This window comes from Actinacidiphila sp. bgisy160 (genome assembly GCF_965342435.1).
GTDB lineage: Bacteria > Actinomycetota > Actinomycetes > Streptomycetales > Streptomycetaceae > Actinacidiphila.
In genome coordinates this window covers 44,165-61,502 of record NZ_CBDRCM010000002.1, presented here as the reverse complement: position 1 = coordinate 61,502, position 17,338 = coordinate 44,165, and the positions used below count along the sequence as shown (strand labels likewise).

15 protein-coding genes and 1 pseudogene are annotated in these 17,338 nt (G+C 72.4%); 4 read left to right on the top strand and 12 right to left on the bottom strand.

Annotation, left to right across the window (positions count from 1 at the left end; all coding sequences use genetic code 11):
• The first annotated feature begins 20 nt into the window (after positions 1-20).
• Positions 21-1,253 carry a S8 family peptidase gene (locus tag ACRWNP_RS02920; protein ID WP_431959280.1) on the top strand — a complete coding sequence of 411 codons (1,233 nt, stop codon included), beginning with the start codon at positions 21-23 and terminating at the stop codon, positions 1,251-1,253.
• Positions 1,254-1,289: 36 nt separating this feature from the next.
• Here the strand turns inward: ACRWNP_RS02920 and ACRWNP_RS02915 are convergent, their stop codons facing one another.
• The 8 genes from ACRWNP_RS02915 to ACRWNP_RS02880 all read right to left on the bottom strand — a co-directional run bounded on the left by ACRWNP_RS02915 (position 1,290) and on the right by ACRWNP_RS02880 (position 9,235).
• The gene (locus tag ACRWNP_RS02915) at positions 1,290-1,724 is read right to left on the bottom strand and encodes a GNAT family N-acetyltransferase (RefSeq protein ID WP_431959279.1); all 435 of its coding nucleotides are present in this window, start codon (positions 1,722-1,724) and stop codon (positions 1,290-1,292) included.
• 320 nt (positions 1,725-2,044) lie between these two features.
• On the bottom strand, positions 2,045-3,397 hold the full coding sequence (locus tag ACRWNP_RS02910; RefSeq protein WP_431959278.1) for a cytochrome P450: 1,353 nt from the start codon (positions 3,395-3,397) through the stop codon (positions 2,045-2,047).
• A gap of 28 nt (positions 3,398-3,425) precedes the next feature.
• Positions 3,426-4,562 (bottom strand): selina-4(15),7(11)-diene synthase, encoded by a 1,137-nt coding sequence (locus ACRWNP_RS02905; RefSeq protein WP_431959277.1) that lies wholly within the window; start codon positions 4,560-4,562, stop codon positions 3,426-3,428.
• Between the two features lie 322 nt (positions 4,563-4,884).
• Positions 4,885-6,312, bottom strand: coding sequence for a cytochrome P450 (locus tag ACRWNP_RS02900; RefSeq protein WP_431959275.1), 1,428 nt, complete (start codon positions 6,310-6,312; stop codon positions 4,885-4,887).
• A complete protein-coding gene (locus ACRWNP_RS02895; RefSeq protein ID WP_431959273.1) occupies positions 6,309-6,935 on the bottom strand; it encodes a GTP-binding protein in 627 nt (208 codons plus the stop codon). Before ACRWNP_RS02895 ends, ACRWNP_RS02900 begins: the two co-directional genes overlap by 4 nt.
• Entirely contained in the window at positions 6,916-7,275 is a 360-nt protein-coding gene (locus ACRWNP_RS02890) for a DUF742 domain-containing protein (RefSeq protein WP_089222571.1), read from the bottom strand. The genes ACRWNP_RS02895 and ACRWNP_RS02890 overlap by 20 nt, the downstream gene beginning before the upstream one ends.
• The gene (locus tag ACRWNP_RS02885) at positions 7,272-7,658 is read right to left on the bottom strand and encodes a roadblock/LC7 domain-containing protein (RefSeq protein ID WP_431959592.1); all 387 of its coding nucleotides are present in this window, start codon (positions 7,656-7,658) and stop codon (positions 7,272-7,274) included. Before ACRWNP_RS02885 ends, ACRWNP_RS02890 begins: the two co-directional genes overlap by 4 nt.
• Before the next feature lie 23 nt (positions 7,659-7,681).
• Positions 7,682-9,235 (bottom strand): sensor histidine kinase, encoded by a 1,554-nt coding sequence (locus tag ACRWNP_RS02880; protein WP_431959591.1) that lies wholly within the window; start codon positions 9,233-9,235, stop codon positions 7,682-7,684.
• Between the two features lie 734 nt (positions 9,236-9,969).
• On the opposite strand from ACRWNP_RS02880, the gene ACRWNP_RS02875 reads away from it, so the two are divergent.
• Together ACRWNP_RS02875 and ACRWNP_RS02870 are read left to right on the top strand one after the other, a co-directional pair.
• A complete protein-coding gene (locus tag ACRWNP_RS02875) occupies positions 9,970-10,749 on the top strand; it encodes an SDR family NAD(P)-dependent oxidoreductase (protein WP_431959272.1) in 780 nt (259 codons plus the stop codon).
• A 115-nt stretch (positions 10,750-10,864) separates the two neighbouring features.
• Positions 10,865-13,312, top strand: a complete 2,448-nt coding sequence (locus tag ACRWNP_RS02870; protein WP_431959271.1) for a SpoIIE family protein phosphatase — start codon at positions 10,865-10,867, stop codon at positions 13,310-13,312.
• Positions 13,313-13,393: 81 nt separating this feature from the next.
• On the opposite strand, the gene ACRWNP_RS02865 is transcribed toward ACRWNP_RS02870, so the two are convergent.
• Positions 13,394-13,798 (bottom strand): VOC family protein, encoded by a 405-nt coding sequence (locus ACRWNP_RS02865; RefSeq protein ID WP_431959270.1) that lies wholly within the window; start codon positions 13,796-13,798, stop codon positions 13,394-13,396.
• A 95-nt stretch (positions 13,799-13,893) separates the two neighbouring features.
• On the opposite strand from ACRWNP_RS02865, the gene ACRWNP_RS02860 reads away from it, so the two are divergent.
• Positions 13,894-14,880: a sigma-70 family RNA polymerase sigma factor gene (locus tag ACRWNP_RS02860; protein WP_431959269.1), complete on the top strand. Its 987-nt coding sequence runs from the start codon at positions 13,894-13,896 to the stop codon at positions 14,878-14,880.
• A gap of 18 nt (positions 14,881-14,898) precedes the next feature.
• On the opposite strand, the pseudogene ACRWNP_RS02855 reads toward ACRWNP_RS02860, so the two are convergent.
• The 3 genes and pseudogenes from ACRWNP_RS02855 to rho all read right to left on the bottom strand — a co-directional run.
• Positions 14,899-15,186, bottom strand: a pseudogene (locus tag ACRWNP_RS02855) (STAS domain-containing protein); the annotation flags it as partial.
• A 104-nt stretch (positions 15,187-15,290) separates the two neighbouring features.
• Positions 15,291-15,956: a histone deacetylase gene (locus ACRWNP_RS02850; RefSeq protein ID WP_431959268.1), complete on the bottom strand. Its 666-nt coding sequence runs from the start codon at positions 15,954-15,956 to the stop codon at positions 15,291-15,293.
• 37 nt (positions 15,957-15,993) lie between these two features.
• Entirely contained in the window at positions 15,994-17,169 is a 1,176-nt protein-coding gene (rho, locus tag ACRWNP_RS02845; protein WP_431959267.1) for a transcription termination factor Rho, read from the bottom strand.
• Positions 17,170-17,338: the final 169 nt, after the last annotated feature.

Below are 17,338 nucleotides of genomic sequence, written 5' to 3'. Positions count from 1 at the left end.
GAGCCCGAGGAGATCGACGCATGCGTGTGTCCCTGCGCCGGACGTTCGCCGCGGTGCTGCTGACCGCCGTCCCCGCGCTGGCCGCCCTCCCCGCCCCGGCGCCCGCGCAGGCGCATTCCCCCGTCGCCCTGGCACCCCTGCTCGGGGTGGGAGCGCCGAACTCCATCCCCGGCCGCTACATCGTCACCCTGTCCCCGCACAGCGACCCCTCCTCCGTCGCGAGCGCGGCCGGGGTCACCCCGGCCCACGTGTACGACGGCGTGATGCGGGGCTTCGCCGCCCCGCTCACCGGGCGGCAGTTGGCGCGGGTACGGGCCCTGCCCTCGGTGCGCGGCGTCGAGCAGGACACCACCGTCACCCTGCCCGCGGAGGACCGGATCCCACGGGCGATCAGCCGCCTGATGCCGGGCACCCCGGCACCGCCCGGCGGCACCGGCCGCTTCTGGGGCCTGGAGCGGGTGAACAACCGCGCCCCGGCCACCCACGGCTACACCGTCCGGGCGACCGGCGCCAAGGTCACCGCGTACATCATCGACAGCGGGATCGACTTCACCCACCCCGAGTTCGGCGGCCGCGCCAGGCCCGGCATCGACGAGATGGAGGACGACGACCGGAATGCCGCGGACTGCGCCGGCCACGGCACGCACGTCGCCGGCACGGTCGGCGGCGAGCACACCGGGGTCGCCCGGGGCGTCACGCTGGTCTCCGTGCGCGTGCTGGACTGCGAGGCGCGCGGCCCCAACTCCGGGATCATCGCCGGGATCAACTGGGTCGCCCGGCACGCGGTGAAACCCGCCGTGGCCAACATCTCGCTGGGCGGGCTCTACTCGCCGACGATGAACGAGAGCCTGGACGCGCTGGCCCGGTCCGGGGTCTTCCCGGTCGTCGCCGCCGGCAACGACGACGTCAGCTCCTGCGTCATCTCCCCGGCGAGCGCGACCGAGGCCTTCACCGTCGCCGCGACCGACCGGACGGACCACCGGGCGCCGTTCAGCAACTTCGGCAGCTGCGTCAACCTGAACGCGCCCGGGGTCGACATCGCCTCCGCCTTCCCCGGCGGGCTCTACGCGGTCATGAGCGGCACCTCGATGGCGGCCCCCCACGTCACCGGCATCGCCGCGCTCTACAAGGACACCTACGGGGACACCGGCTTCGAGGTGCTGAAGAAGTGGCTCCTCGACCACGCCACCCGGACCACGGCCGCCGAACCGTGGGGCACCCCGCCGCTGGTGGCCTTCACCGGGAACCTCTGAACGGCCCGAGCCGCCCATGCCGCTCGTACTCCCCCGTCAGGTGAGCTCGCGCGTGAAGTGCAGCGCCGTGATCGCCATGCGGCGTGCGTGGTAGAAGCGGTGCGCCCCGTGGTTGGCGACGCCCGCGTCCAGTTCGAGCCGCTCGCAGCCCGCCGCCCGGGCCCTGGCCTCCACCTCCGCGAGCAACCGCGTACCCACCCCGGCGCCGCGCGCGTCCAGCGCCGTGACCATGTCGTCGACGAGCAGCATCCGCCCCCTGCTGGTGGTCACCACCCGGTGCGTGGCCACCCCCAGATAACGCTCCCGCTCGTCCAGCGCCGCTGTGAAGACCACCCCCTGCGCGTACGCCTCGGCGGCGAAGGCCGCGAACCCGTCGGCGGTCAGTGCCGGTCTCAACGCCCTGATCAAGGGCCCGACTTCAGCGGTCATGGCCGGTTCACCAGGCTTCACGTCCACGAACGTCAGTTCCATGGCGTGATCCTAGGAGGCGCCGGCGCCCGCCGCCGTCCGGTACGGATCAACTCGCCCGGACGTTCAACGCGCCGAAGGGCCGGGCGAATGCGCGCCGCTGCGGGGCCGGCGACACGGCACACTCCCACCCGGTCCTCGCAGGACCCTAGGGCGTGCCGTCACATGAGCGCCGGCCGCCCGGAGGGCGGGCCCCGCGGTGTCTGGTGCGGTGCATCGCAAGGCGGAGAGTCGTCCTCGTAGTGGGCTACTCGGACGATTCGACAACGCAGCGAGGTGCCGTGCCAGGCGCCGCGGGGCAGGCGGGCATGTGACGGCACGCCCTAGGCCTCGGCCCTCTCGCGGACCTCGACCACCATCGGCAACCGGTCGGGATGCGGCACGGCCGCGGTGACCTCCCGGGCCGTGTGGCCGGGAGCCGGGCGCAGCCGCCGCCGGCTGAGCACCGTGGCCAGAGAGATGATCATCTGCGTCCAGGCGAAGGAATCCCCGATGCACTTGCGGGTCCCCGCGCCGAACGGGACGAACGCCCCCCGCGGCAGGTCCGCGCTGCGCTCCGGCAGCCACCGGTCCGGGTCGAAACGCTCCGGGTCGGGGAACACGCGACGGTCCCGGTGCAGGGCGTAGAGGCTGAAGGCGACCTCGGTGCCGGCGGGCAGCGTCACCCCGCCGAGTTCGACGGGTTCCACGGCTCGGCGCATCAGCAGGGTGACACCGTGCAGCCGGACCACTTCGTTGATGACCCGCGGCAGATACTCGTAGGCGGGTACGTGCTCCAGCGCGACCGGGCCGGAACCCGAGACCGCCGCGATCTCGGCCAGCAGCCGCTCCTCGACCTCGGGGTGCCGTGCGATCTCATGGAACGCCCAGGTGAGGGTGGTCGCCGTGTTCTCCGCACCGGCGAAGAGGATCGTGCTGAGCTCATCCCTGACCTCCACGTCCGTCAGGGCCTCACCGGTGTCCGCGTCACGCGCCGCGAGCAGCGTCGACAGCAGGTCGGGCCGGTCGGTGTCACCGGACTCGCGGGCCGCCACGACGACGTCGTCGATGACCCGCAGGAGTTTGTCCGCCGCGGCGTCGAAACGGCGGTTGGCCGGGATGGGAACCCGGTCGAGGAACTTGGGTGAGGCGGTGCGCAGCAGCAGGGTGTTGACGATGACCGGCAGGTGCACCCGTATGGCGTCGACCGCGGGCTTGCCGATGTCCGTCGAGAACATCGTCCCCGCCAGCGTGCTGACCACCATGGCGGCCATCTCCCGCTCGACGGCGACGGTGTCCCCCGGCCGCCACGAGTCGGCCGCCGCCCGTGCCTGGGCCGCCATGACCTCGGCGTATCCGGCGATGCGGGACCGGTGGAACATCGGCTGCATCAACCGGCGGTGCCGGCGGTGGGTGTCTCCCCCGGCCGTGACCAGCCCCTCACCCACCAGGACCTTCAGCCGGTCGAAGAACCGCCCCTTCTCGAAGCTGCGTCCTTTGGTGACGAGCAACTCGTGGACCAACGCGGGACTGTTCACGAAGTAGACCGGCATCGTGCCCACGTCGACCCGGACGAGGTCACCGGTGTCCCGGAGCGACGTGACAAAGCCGAGGGCATTGCGCGCCAGCGGCCAGACGTGGCCGATGAGCGGTAGCCGGCCGGGGGCGCGCGGAACCGAGCGCAAGTCTGCATTCACCCCGAGAACTCCTCTTCTTTCGCGGAATCTAGGCCGTGCGCTGTGCCACCGGGTGTATGAAGGAGTCGACTGTCGTCGCCTGGGTGAACTCGTGTGGCGGACGGGACGGGTCCCGCTCGGGAAGCAGGTCCCACCACCACGCGATCGCCGGGATGTCCAGCGGATCCAGACTGTCGTCGCTGGGTGTGTCGCAGAAGGTCGAGGGGAGGTTCGCCGGATCATCGGGTGTGGTGTAGCGGACCGAGCTGACGCCCCAGTCCTGGGCCCCGCGTATGAAGTGGCCGAGGCTGTCGAGGAACTGGCGAAGCTGGGGGCTGCCGAAGATCCTCAGATGTTCCGAGACCCGGAGGAAGAGGTTCATCACGCGATCACGCTGTGCGATGACCAGGGTGAGGGCCTTGTCCTGCGGAAGACCCCGCTCCTCGGCGAGCACCCGCACCGCGTTCAGGTAGAAGCCGCCGGCGCGCTTCTCCTTGTGATGCGAGAAGATGTCGTTGTCCCAGCAGATGATGAAGTACGCCATCTCGGCCGTGGCGCGTACCGCGGTGAGGTCCCGCTCCAGCGGCTGGAGCTCGTAACCGTGCCCCATCTCCAGCAGCGGCATCATCACGGACGTGGCGCCGTCGTAGATCCGCATGAGCGTGTAGTCGTTCAGGTCCGGTACGGTGCCGCGGCTCCTGAAGGACGCCTCCCACACGACGGAGGAGAAGTACTCCCGCAGCGCGTCGACCCAGCGGGCGACCTGGCCGGGAGTGCCGTACACATCCATGCGGTAGCGGAGGTCCCGCAGTCCCTGCGCCAGCGGATCGTCCGCCAGCATGGAGACCTCGGGGTTCTGGGCGATGCGCAGCAGGCGGGAGAGCGCTCCCATGAGTTCGCCCGGCCGGGTCCCGATGTCGCCTTCCTCACAGTAGCCGTCGTCAACGCCGAAGAGCCAGATGATGAAGTCCGCGGCGATGGAGATGACTTCCTCGCGGCCGCCCGGGAGGATGCGGGCCGCGAAGGTGCCGATGTCGTGCTGGACGAGGCGGCTGCGAAGTGCGGCGGAGCCGATGGCGAACTGGTCTGCCCACTCGGCGGTCCGCGCGTCGATGGCGGCGTGGCTGGGATGAATGGCCGGACTGAGTGGAGAGTAGATCGGTGGAACTATCAGGTCGGGCCCCACTGACGGTCACCTCTCAGTTGTCAACCCTCTGACCACCAGCAGTTTCGCCTGGCACATGCCGAAGCGGAACACGAGTGGATCATTTACAGCGACCATTACTCCGGCATATGGCCAAGCAGTCAAGTGGCTAAATCTCGCCATGTGAAAGCTAGTTGGCCCACGCCGCGCTTGCGCCGGGTGTGCGCCGTGTGCGCGGACGGCGCACGCTCGCGCCGCGACCAGGCGGGAAGGGCCCTCCCGATACACAGAGGCGCACGGCGGGCGCACGGGCGCATATGCCCGTGCGCCCGCCGTGCGCGGGTCACAGAATGAGACGCTCGGGCTACGACCGCAGTCGGCTCCACAGAGCACTCCACCAAGACCGCCTGCGGGCCTGCTCCGGGGGCATCGGCGACGCGCCCACCTGTGCGACCGCGGCCGCGGAAGGCTGCGGCGCCGCCTGCGGCAGCGGCTGGGGGATCACTTCGCGCGGCGCCGGCCTCGCGCTGACCCCGGTGTCCTCCCCTTCTCGCGGACGGCGCGGGGTGAATTCCACGGGGAGTTCGGCGAGATGGTGCGAGGTCCACGCCGGGATCCGGGCGAGGTCCTCCGGCTCGACCATGAGCCGCAGGTCGGGAAGCCGGGCCAGCAGGACGTCGATGCCGGTCTCGGCGATCGCACGACCGATGTCCTGGCCCGGACATTCGTGCGGACCGCCGCCGAACGCGAGGTGGGACCGGTTGCCGTGCATCGGGGTCGCGAGGTCGGGACGGATGGCCGGGTCGGTGTTGCCCGCGGCGAGGCCCAGGAGGAGCATGTCCCCCTCCTCGATGCGCTGGCCTCCCAGTTCCATCGGGCCCGTGGCGTACCGGGCCGGCATCACCCACAGCGGTGGCTCGTCCCACAGCACCTGCTCCAGGCCGTCGGGCAGCGTCATGTGACCGCCCGACAGGTTGCCGCGGAACCGGGGATCGGTGAGCACCAGTTTCACCATGCCCGCGATCAGGTTCGCGGTGGTCTCGTTCGCGGCCACGAGCACCAGGCGCAGGTGCTGGATGACCTCGTCGTCGCTGAAACCGGCGGCGTCGTCGATGAGCCAGGACGCCAGATCGTGGCCCGAGTCGACGTGCTTCTCCGCCACCAGCCGGGTCAGCGACTCCAGGATGTGGACGTAGCTGGCGCCGGAGGTCTCGGTGCCCTTCATCAGGTCACGGCACGCCTCGGCGAGTCGCGGACCTTCCTCCTCGGGAAGTCCGAGCAGGTTCGTCATGACGAGCAGGGGCAACTGCTCGGCGAACTGGGGCACCAGGTCGGCACTGCCGGCAGCGGCGAACTCGTCGATCAGCTGGTTCGAGACCCGCGTCACGTGGCGGCGGATGCCGTGGCGGTTGAAGCGCCCCATACCGCGGCTGACCGCGCCGCGCAGTCGCTTCTGGTCCTCACCGTCGGCGAAGACGACCAGGGGCTGCCAGGTGATGGTGGGGGCGAGCGGATGCTCCGGCTTGAGCTCCCCGCGCTGGAAGACGCTCCAGCGCCGGGAATCGGAGGAGAACCGCGAAGGCGTGCGGAGCACCTCCAGGTTCTCCCGGTAGCCGAGCACCAGCCACGCCGGCAGATCGTCATGGAGCAGGACGGGGGCCACGGCTCCGTGCTCCGCCCGGAGCTTCTCGTAGACGCCCATCGGGTCGGCCTCGGCCTCGGGGTCGTAGAGCCGGCGTACGCCGGCGGCACCGGAGGCGTGGGCGGGGCACTCGGGGGGTGGTGTGGTCACGATGCCTCCGTGGAGAGCGCGAGGGAGTGCAGGTAGCGCATCAGGGTGAGCAGCACGTCGCGGCTGGAGTCCCGCATGCGGGCGTCGCAGTCCACGATCGGGACGTGCTCGGGCAGGTCCAGGGCGGCCCGCAGTTCCTCGACGGGGTGGGCGGGTGCCTCCGGGAAGGTGTTGATGGCCACCACGAAGGGCACCCCGCGCTCCTCCAGCCGCCCTATGACGTCGAAACTGACCTCGAGGCGCCTGGTGTCGACGAGCACGACCGCGCCCAGCGCCCCCTCGAAGAGCCCGTTCCAGAGGAACCAGAAACGCTGCTGGCCGGGGGTGCCGAAGAGGTACAGCACGAGTTCCCGGTTGATGCTGATCCGGCCGAAGTCCATGGCCACGGTGGTCGCGGTCTTGCGTTCCACCCCGGCGGTGTCGTCCACGCCGACACCCGCCTGGGTCATGGTCTCCTCGGTCGTCAACGGCCGGATCTCACTCACCGATCGGACCAGGGTCGTCTTGCCGACCCCGAAACCCCCCACGATCACTATCTTGACCGCGGCGGCGGCGGTTTCCGGCAGTGCGTCCTCGCTCCGCGGGCCGGCGACGACGAGGGGGTCAGAGCTTCTCAAGTCCATGCATCACCGCCTCAATAAGAGCGACGTCGGGAAGGTTGGCGGGCGGAATCGGCGAACGCGCCTCCACCCTTTTCTCGGCCAGCAGGTCGGTGAGGAGCACCGTCACCACGCTGACCGGGAGATTGAGGTACGCGGAGATCTCCGCCACGGAGAGGGGCGAACTGCACAGCCGCACGATCGCGGCCTGCTCCGGCGGCATCCCCGGCGGTGGTCCGGTGCGCGCCCGGACCAGCGTGACCAGGTCGAGGGTGGAAGTCTCGGACCCCCCACTCCGACCTCCCGTGATCACGTAGAGCCGCTCGGGGCTTCCTTCCTCCCATCCCTGACCCGATTCACTCATCCGGCCTGCTCGTCACTGCGCGGCGGACTGCTCAGGTGCTCGCCGATGCGCGCCACGAGGTCGCGCATCCGCTGCCCCATCAGTCCGGCGTCGACTCCCTCGTCCGCGAGCACGGCGAGGTACGCGCCGGCCCCGGCCGCCATCAGGTAGAAGAAGCCGCCCGACATCTCGATCACGACCAGCCTCATACGGCCGTCACCGTGCGGAAACTCGGTGGCGACGGCCGCCGCCAGGCTCTGCAGACCCGCACAGGCCGCGGCGAGCCGGTCGGCCGCGTCCGTGTCCGTACCCCACTGGGCCATGCGCAAGCCGTCCGCGGAGAGCACCACCACGTGGCGGGTCTGCGGAACGCTGGTCGCCAGGTCCTTGAGCATCCAGTCCATGTTGGCCCGCTGCTGAATCACGGCTACTCACCCTTATCTAACGACTCGTCACTGTTGCTGACGGGAGCGGCAGCGGGCGTCTCTCCTGACACGCCGCTCTGGAAGGCGGCCAACCACATGCCGGGCTGCACCGGCTCCTGGGCCGGTGGTTTGGCACGGGAAGCAGTGACGGAACCGGCAGCGGACGCAGAGCCCGCGGGAGCGGCCGCGGCGGGCGGGGTACGCCGACGCCGCTGGGGCAGCCCGTTCGAGGTGCGCTCGTGGACGACGGGGATGTCGTCCGCCATGTCGGCCATCACGGGGGCCGAGGCCTGGGGCCCCGAGATCCGCTTGGCGTCGGAACCGGAACCGGAAGCGGCGCCGGCGCGGGGCGCCGGGACGGACCGCGGACCGGAGGCGGCACCGATGCCGTGCGCCAGACCCGTCGCGTTCGTGGTGGTGGTGATCAGGTCCTGCGGGACGATCAGGACCGCGCGCACACCGCCGTAGGCGGAGGTCCGCAGCGAGACCTGGAATCCGTAGGCCTTCGACAGACGGCCCACGACGGCGAGGCCCAGGCGGGGCGTCTCACCGAGGCCGTTGAGGTCCATGCCTGCCTGCGCCTGGGCGAGCATCTGCTCGGCCCGCTGCCGGGCCTCCTCGCTCAGGCTGACGCCGCCGTCCTCGATCTCGATCGCGATGCCGGACTGCACCTCGACCGCGGTCAGGTGCACCCGGGTCTGCGGCGGGGAGTAACGGGTGGCGTTGTCGAGCAGTTCGGCGACCGCGTGGATCAGCGGCTCGACCGCGGGGCCGACGATCGCGACCTCGGAGACCGAGTGCAGCTCGACCCGCTGGTAGTCGGTGATCCGCGACATCGCGCCACGCAGCACGCTGAAGAGCGGGACGGCCTTGCTCCACTGGCGTCCGGGGCGGGCACCGCCGAGGACCGCGATGCTGTCGGCGAGACGGCCGATCAGGGCGGTGCCGTGGTCGAGGCGGAGCAGATCGCCGAAGACCTCCGGGCTCTGGCCGTGCCGGTCCTCCATCTCCCGCAGGGCACTCGCCTGCTGGTGGACGATGGCCTGCACGCGGCGCGCGATGTTCACGAAGGCGCGCTGCGAGGACTCCCGGATGTCCTCCTCGGCGGAAACGGCCGTGAGGACGGAGTGGAGAACGGCCTGGTGCGCGCTGCGGAACTCGGCGGTGAGGCCCTCGGTACGGGTGTCGACGCCCTTGAGCACGTCCTCGAGGAACTCACCGCGCTGGAGCCGCGCCATGGCGTCGGGCAACTGCTCCTTGGCGAGGCGTACGGTCTCGGCCTCCTGCTGGGCCAGCCGGTACTTCAGTTCGGCCTCGTGGCGGGCCACCTCGGCACGGAGTTCCGCGTTCAGGTGCCCTCGGCGGGCGACCTCGACGGCGAGGACGGCGACGGCCACCGTGGCGGTCACACCGCACCACAGGACGGCCACCCTGGCGGACGAGGGGACGGTCCAGACCGCGACGGTCGCGACCGCCGCGACTATGACGACCGGGAATAACCACGCGGACGTGGCGGTGGGCCGGTGGTCTCCGGGGGACGATCCAGCACGAACCATCAGCATCCTCAGGTGATCGCTAGTCATGGAACGAACACGGCACGAGCAGCGGATTGCGGCGTCAGCGGAGTCGAGGACCAGGAGGCTTCGCCTGACCTGGCGTAATTGCTACAACACGCTGAGCCGCAAGTAGCATAGCCGCTTCCGTTCATGGCTGATGCCGCATCACGATGCCCTTGGCACATGCCGATTGACGTATGGTTATCGGTTTCCACGCGTCGGCGCAAACCCCTCCCGGGCACTCCCTCACCATCTGTGCGCCCACGATTCGATCATGAGCAATGACCGATATAAACTGTTTGACCACGGATGGCTCGATCGGCGGCAACGCCGGTCCCCGTGTCCCGGGAGGCCCTCATGAGCGAGCAGGAACACGCTGGGCGGGCCGCTCCCGCGAGGACTCCGGAACCCCGCTTCCCCATGTCACTCGCCCCCCGCGGGGTGCGTACCGGGCCGGGACGCGGGAGGCGGCGGGCGGCGGGGACGGGTGTCGCGGAGGGCGGCGGGGCTCCATCAGAGCGGCTGGCTCCCCGGGCCGCCCCCGGGCGGGTCGGCGGGACCCCCGACGGCACGGCGGGAAGGCCCGGACGGGCCCCCTCCGACCGCGCGCGCTGCGCCCGGGCCGCGGAGCCCGGGAGGGGCTCAAAAATTCGCTTCACTCGTAAGAGTGATGGGGACTTGCGCCCGGCCCGTGCGGGGAGCAATGTCACGCGCGCGGGGACCGGGACCGCCCGATGACCGCCCGGGAGCTGCAGGGGCTCGCCGCGATCGTCACCGGCGGCGCCACGGGGATCGGGCTCGCCACGGCGGAGACCCTGGCGGCACGCGGCGCACGGGTCGCCGTGCTGGACCAGGCGCCCGGCCGGGCTCCTGGGCACGTGCACGCGCTCGCCGCCGACATGGCCGACGACACGTCCGTGCGCTGGGCGGTCGGCCGCGCCGTGGAGGACCTGGGCGGGCTGGACATCCTGGTCAACAACGCGGGGACCGGGGCGGTCGGCACCGTGGAGGAGAACCCGGACGGCGAGTGGCGCCGGGTGCTGGAGGTCAACCTCCTGGGCGTGGTCCGGGCGAGCCGGGCGGCGCTGCCGTACCTGCGCCGCTCCCCCTACGCGTCGATCGTCAACATCTCCTCGGTCACGGCCACCGCCGGGCTGCCGCGTCAGGCGCTCTACGCGGCGAGCGAGGGCGCCGTCCTCGCGCTCACCCTGGCCATGGCCGCCGACCACCTGCCCGAGGGCGTGCGGGTCAACTGCGTCACCCCCGGCACCGTCGACACCCCCTGGGTGGAGCGGCTGATCGCGGCCGCCCCCGACCCGGCAGCCGAGCGGGCCGCGCTCCAGGCCCGCCAGCCCAGCGGGCGCCTGGTCACCGCCCAGCAGGTCGCAGATGCCGTCGCCTACCTCGCCGGGCCCTCCGCGGCGGCCGTCACCGGCACCGCACTCCCCGTGGACGGCGGCCTGCACGCCCTGCGCCCGACGCCACCACCCGGCCCCGCACGGCCCCTGCCCTGAGCGGCCGCGGAGCCGGACCAGAGCCGGTCCACCGCGAGGAGCCACCGCGAGGAGCCACCGCGTACGGGACGCCCTAGCATGAAAGACACGTATCAGCGGAAATGGGACGTCCCTGATGGTCATGCCGGAGGGAAGCGCGGCGGCGCCGGCCAAGGCGCCGTTCGACCTGGCCTATGCCGCGTCGGCGCTGATCGACGGCAAAGGGACCATCGTCGGATGGACGGCCGCCGCGGAGCACCTGCTGGGCCATCCGGCCGCGGAGGTGATGCACCGCCCCGCCGCGCTGCTGCTCGCCTCGCCGGAGCAGGGCGCCGGGGCCGCGAAAATGGCCGCCCAGTGGCAGGACCAGGACATCTGGGGCGGTCTGGTGGCCGCCCGGCACCGTGACGGGCGGCGGATCGAGCTCGGCCTGCGGGTGTCCGCGCTGACGGCCCCCGACGGCGCGGAGCGCTGGCTGGTGTCCGCGATCGACCTGGCCAGGACCCCGTCGTGGGCGGTGAGCAGCGCCATCCTGGAGAGCTTCCTCAGCCGGTCCCCGATCGGCATGGCGGTCCTCAACCCCGATCTGCGCTACGTGTGGCTCAACGACACCCTGGAACGCTTCGGCGGCGTGCCGCGCGAGCACCGCATCGGCATGCGCATGGCCGACGCCCTGCCCGGGATGGACACCGGGGCGCTGGAGGCCATCATGCGCGAGGTGCTGCTGACCGGTGAGCCCGCGATCGACCACGAGTTCCAGGGCTGGACGCTCGCCGCCCCCTATCGCGAGCGGTCCTTCTCCACCTCCTTCTACCGCCTGGACGACGCCGAGGGCCGGATGCTGGGCGTCTGCTACATGGCCATGGACGTCACCGACCGGTGGCGGGCCCGGGCCCGGCTCGCGCTGCTCAACGAGGCCGGGGCCTGCATCGGCAGCACCCTGGACGTCACCCGCACCGCCCAGGAACTGGCCGACGTGTCGGTCCCGCGGCTCGCCGACTTCGTCACCGTCGACCTGCTGGAGCCGGTGCTGCGCGGTGCCGAGCCGCCGACCGGCGGCGCTCTGGGCGAGGTGCCGCTGTGCCGTGCCGCGATGCGCTCGGTGCACCCGGGCACCCCGGAGTCGATCGTCGCGCTCGGCGAGCGGATCAACGTCGGCGTCACCTCGCCGCACGTGCGCTGCATGGCCTCCGGCCGGTCCGAGATGGAGGCCGACATCGCCATCGACCGGGCGTCCTGGCTCACCAAGGACCCGGCCCGCGCGGCCAAGATCCGCGAATTCGGAATGCGGTCGGTGATGTGGGTGCCGCTGCGGGCCAGGGGCACCGTACTCGGCGTGGTGACCTTCGTCCGGCACCGCAGACCCGGCTCCTTCGAACAGGACGACCTGCTGCTCGCCGAGGAACTCACCGCCCGCGCCGCGGTGTGCGTGGACAACGCCCGGCGCTGGACCCGCGAGCACGAGGCGGCACTCACCCTGCAGCGCAGCCTGCTGCCGCAGACGCTGGCCGGCGGCACGGCACTGGAGGTCGCCTCCCGCTACCTGCCCACCGACATCCAGGACGGCGTGGGCGGCGACTGGTTCGACGTCATCCCGCTGTCCGGGGCGCGGATCGCGCTGGTGGTCGGGGACGTCGTCGGGCACGGGCTCACCGCGGCGGCGACCATGGGGCGGCTGCGAACGGCCGTCCACACCCTCGCCGACATGGATCTGCCGCCCGACGAACTGCTGGCGCACCTGGACGACCTGGTCATGCGGCTCACCGAGGAGGAGACCGCCGACCCGTCCGTCGCCGCCGCCGTCACCGGCGCCACCTGCCTGTACGCCGTCTACGACCCGGCGACCCGGCGGCTGACGACGGCCCGCGCCGGGCACCCGCCGCCGGCGGTCGTCGACCCCTCCGGCCGGGTCACCTTCGCCGAGCTGCCCGCCGGGCCGCCGCTCGGCCTGGGCGCCATGCCCTTCGAGTCCGCCGAACTCGAACTCGCCGAGGGCAGCATCGTCGCCCTCTACACCGACGGCCTGATCGAGACCTCCGGCGAGGACATCGACGTCGGCCTGGGGCGGCTCACGCACGCCCTGGCGCACCCCGAACTGCCGCTGCAGGAGCTCTGCTCGGCCGTACTGGAGCGGCTGCTGCCCGGTCCGCCCGCCGACGACGTCGCGCTGCTGATCGCCCGCACGCACGCGCTCACCGCCGACCGGTTCGTCGCCTGGGACCTGCCGCTCGACCCGGCGGTCGTCAGCGAGGCCCGGGCGCTGGCCGCGCGCCGACTCACCGAGTGGGGGCTGGAGGAGCTGCTGATGATCACCGAGCTGATCGTCAGCGAGCTGGTCACCAACGCCATCCGGCACGCCTCGGGGCCGATCCGGCTGCGGCTGATCCGGCAGTCGGTCCTCATCTGCGAGGTCTACGACGGCAGCAACACCGTGCCGAGGCTGCGGCACGCCAGGACCACCGACGAGGGCGGCCGCGGGCTCTTCCTCGTCGCCCAGCTGTCCCGCCGGTGGGGCACCCGCTACACCGCCGACGGCAAGGTCATCTGGGCGGAGCAGGAGATACCGGACATCGGCCGGGACTGAACGTCCGTCGCCCGCAGCGGGTGGGCCGCGGAGCTCACGGCCGAGGCAGCGGCCCGCCCGCCCCCGGCCGAAGTCCGGCGGTCAGCCCTCGAGTGCCGCCGGGTCCATGTACACGACCTCCCACAGGTGGCCGTCCGGGTCCTGGAAGCTGCGGCCGTACATCGGCCCCTGGTCCATGGGCTCGTTCGAGGGCGACCCGCCGGTGGCCAGGGCCGTGTCGACCAGCTCGTCCACGCGCTCCCGCGACTCGACGCCCAGGCAGTGGATGGACTCGGTGGTCTTCGTGGCGTCGGCGACCTCCTTCTTGGTGAACTGCCGGAAGAAGGGCTCGACCAGCAGCATCGCGAAGATGCCCTCGCCGATCACCAGGCACGCGGCGTTGTCGTCGGTGAACCGGTCGTCGAAGGAGAAGCCGAGGCCGCCGAAGAACGCCTTCGCCCTGGGCAGGTCCTGTACGGGAAGGTTGACGAAGATCTGGGTCGGCATGGTCCGCCTCGTTCCGTTCCGGGCTCTCTGTCAGTGGTCTGTGCTGAAGTAGACCCGTGGGCACTCCGGAACTCATCGGAAGGCGGAGGAGAACCATGAGCGATCTCGCTGCACCCCCGGATGTGGCACAGGAGCTGGAGCGTTATCGCGCGGAGCTGACCGGCTACTGCTACCGGATGCTGGGCTCGGCGTTCGAGGCGGAGGACGCCGTCCAGGACACGATGGTGCGGGCCTGGCGGGCGTACGACCGTTTCGAGGGCCGCTCCAGCCTCCGCTCCTGGCTGTACCGCATCGCCACCAACGCGTGCCTGGACATCCTGGGCGGCACCGGGCGCCGCGCCCGCCCGATGGACCTGGCCTCGCCCGGCACCGCCGACGGCCCGCTGCCCGGCACCCTGCCGGAGAGCACCTGGATCTCCCCTGCGCCCGACGACCGCGTCCTGCCCGAGACGGGCGACCCAGCCGACCTCGCCGACCAGCGCGAGAGCGTGCGCCTGGCGTTCGTGGCCGCCCTGCAGCACCTCGCGCCGCGTCAGCGGGCCGTGCTCATCCTGCGGGAGGTGCTGGCCTGGAAGGCCGCCGAGGTCGCCGAACTGCTCGACACCACCGTCGCCTCGGTCAACAGCGCGCTGCAGCGGGCCCGCGCCGCCCTCGCCGCCGCCGGCCCCGCCGTGACCGACCCGGCCCGTCCGCTCGACGAGGGGCAGCGCGCCCTGCTCGGCCGCTACGTCGCCGCCTTCGAGTCCTACGACCTGGAGGCCCTCACCTCACTGCTCCACGAGGACGCCACGCTGTCCATGCCGCCCTTCGGCCTGTGGCTGCGCGGGCCCGCGGACATCAGGGCCTGGATGCTCGGGCTCGGCTCCGGCTGCCGCGGTTCACGGCTCGTCCCCGTCACGGCCAACGGCACCCCGGGCTTCGGGCAGTACCGGCCCGCCCCCGGCGGGGGGCACGAACCGTGGGCGCTGCAGGTCATCGAGATATCGGACGGCCGGATCACCGGGCTCAACTCCTTCCTCGACACCGAACGGCTCTTCCCGCTGTTCGGCCTCCCCGCGCGCCTCGGGCCCCAGGCCCGTTAGCCCGCCCAGTCCCGTGAGCGCGAGCAGTTCCCGCAGGGCGCCGCCGGCGCCCCGAAGCCGGATGCGGCCGCCGTGGCGCCGGGCGGTGAGCTGCAGCCGCGCGAGGGCGTCGACCAGCACGACGTCCGGGACACCGTCGAGCCCGCCCACGTCGCACAGCACCGTGCCGCCCCGCTCGGCCAGCAGCGCCCGCAGCCGCTCGGTCAGCGGCGGGATCCCGGCGCGGTCGAGCCTGCCGGTCAGGACGAGCACGGCGGGCCCACCGCCCGGTCGGGAGGCGGGTGGGGGCGGCGCGGGCCGGGCCATGGCGACCTCCCGGAAGGGGTTGCGGGCATGGGCGTACGGGCTCTCGTGCGTGCCCGTACATCCCTAGGACCGGCAGTGCCGCCGTAATCCATCGGCGCGGTGCGTCACCGTCGGAGCAGCGCCGTGATCTCCCGGGGGGTCCAGGCCCCGTCCGCGCACCGCGCGAGGTAGGCCGCGATGCCGGGCAGGTCCCAGGCGCCCGTCTCGGCCAGGCCCTCGGCGATGTGCCGCAGGTAGATCCCGGACGGCCTGACGTGCTCGGTCCCGCCGCAGCCCCAGGGCGCGGTGAAGGTGAGCACGGGGTGCCCGTCCACGTCCCCGGGGTACAGCAGCGTCTCGTAGCGCCCGTCGCCCACCCGGGCCCTGCCGTACCGGAGCACCTCGCCGAAATCGAGGTCGGTACCCGGCGACCGGTACATCTCCTGGGCGGCGATGTCCGAGAACTGATCGATCGTCAGCAGATGGGCGCGGGCGCGCACCCCGCCCCCCGGCGCGTCGCGGTCGTAGAAGGCCCGGCCGCCCGACCAGACCGGCGACCGCGTCGCGAAGTACATCCGCCCCGGCAGCTCCAGCGGCACCGACCGCGGCGGCGGCCGCGCGTCCCGGCAGCCCGGGTACTCCCGGCCGCCCCCGGGCGGCGCCCCGCCGGCGAGATAGCTGTCGAGGCGCGCGAGGTGGGTGTTGGAGCCGTAGGCCCCGTACCAGACGAAGCCGGGCGGCCGGTCCCGCCGGCCGCCGCCCCGGGGTCCCACGCACCGCGGTGTGGTCACCACTCCATGATGCGGCTCCCCGGCCGGCACCGCGGGCTCAGGCGGCCGGGACCGTGCCGCGGATCTGCCGCAGGAACGCGGCGTTGTCCGGCGTCGCCCGCAGCCGCTCCAGCAACGTCTCCAAGCCCCCCGCACCACGCAACGCCCGCCGCAGGCCACGGGCGGCGGTCAGCTCGGCAGGGCTGAGCAGCAGCTCCTCGCGCCGGGTCCCCGACGGGGCCACGTCCACCGCCGGGAAGACCCGGCGGTCGGCGAGCCCGCGGTCCAGGCGCAACTCCATGTTGCCGGTGCTCTTCAGCTCCTCGAAGAAGTAGTCGTCGGCCCGCGATCCGGTGTCGACCAGCGCGGTGGCCAGGATGGTCAGCGAACCGCCCTCCTCCGCGAGCCGCGCAGCGCCGAACAGCCGCTTCGGGCCGAGCAGCGCCGCCGCGTCGACACCGCCGGACAGCGTCCGGCCGCCCGAGGACGCCGCGTTGTTGTGCGCCCGGCACAGCCGGGTGAGGGAGTCCAGCAGGACGACCACGTCCCGGCCGGTCTCGACCAGCCGCTTGGCCCGCTCGACGGCCAGTTCGGCGACGGCGATGTGCTGCCTGGGCGTCCGGTCGAAGGTCGAGGCGACGACCTCGCCCCGCACCGACCGCCGCAGGTCGGTGACCTCCTCCGGCCGTTCGTCCAGGAGCACCACCATCAGGTGGCACTCGGGGTGGTTGTCCGCGACGGCGTGCGCCAGCCGCCGCAGCAGCATGGTCTTGCCGGCTTTCGGCGGTGCGACGATCAGCCCACGCTGGCCCTTGCCGACGGGGGCCAGCAGATCCATGACGCGGGTGGTCAGACCGCCCTTCGGGCACTCCAGGCGCAGCCGCTCGGACGGGTGGAGCGGGGTCAGGTCCGCGAAGTGCCGCCGCCCGCGGGCCAGGCCGGCTGGCTGCCCGCCGACCTGATCGGCCCGTACGAGGGCACGGGAGCGGCCGGCCGTGGCCAGGCCTTCGACGGCGTCGCCCTTGCGCAGCCCGTACCGCCTGATCACCTCCTGCGGCACCGGGACGTCGTGCGGACCCTGCGCGTAGCCGGCGGTGCGCAGGAATCCTCGTCCGTCCTCGACGTCGAGGACGCCGGCGACGGCGACGAGCCGTTCGCCCGAGGGGGAGGAAGCGGGGGCGGGGGCGGGGGCAGGGCTGAGGGTGGGGGTGGGGGTGGTGGGAGCTGTGGGCATACGTGGTCCTCGGGAGAAGGGCGCGTACGGCGGCGGAACGGGCCGGCCGTCGGGACGCGCGGCAGAGGAGGCGGAAGCCTCGGGAGATCGCCGACGCGGGGCGCGGGCGGAAGGGAACGCCGCAGCGGACTGCGGGAGCGGACCGCAGGACGGCCACGCGGGGGAGCAC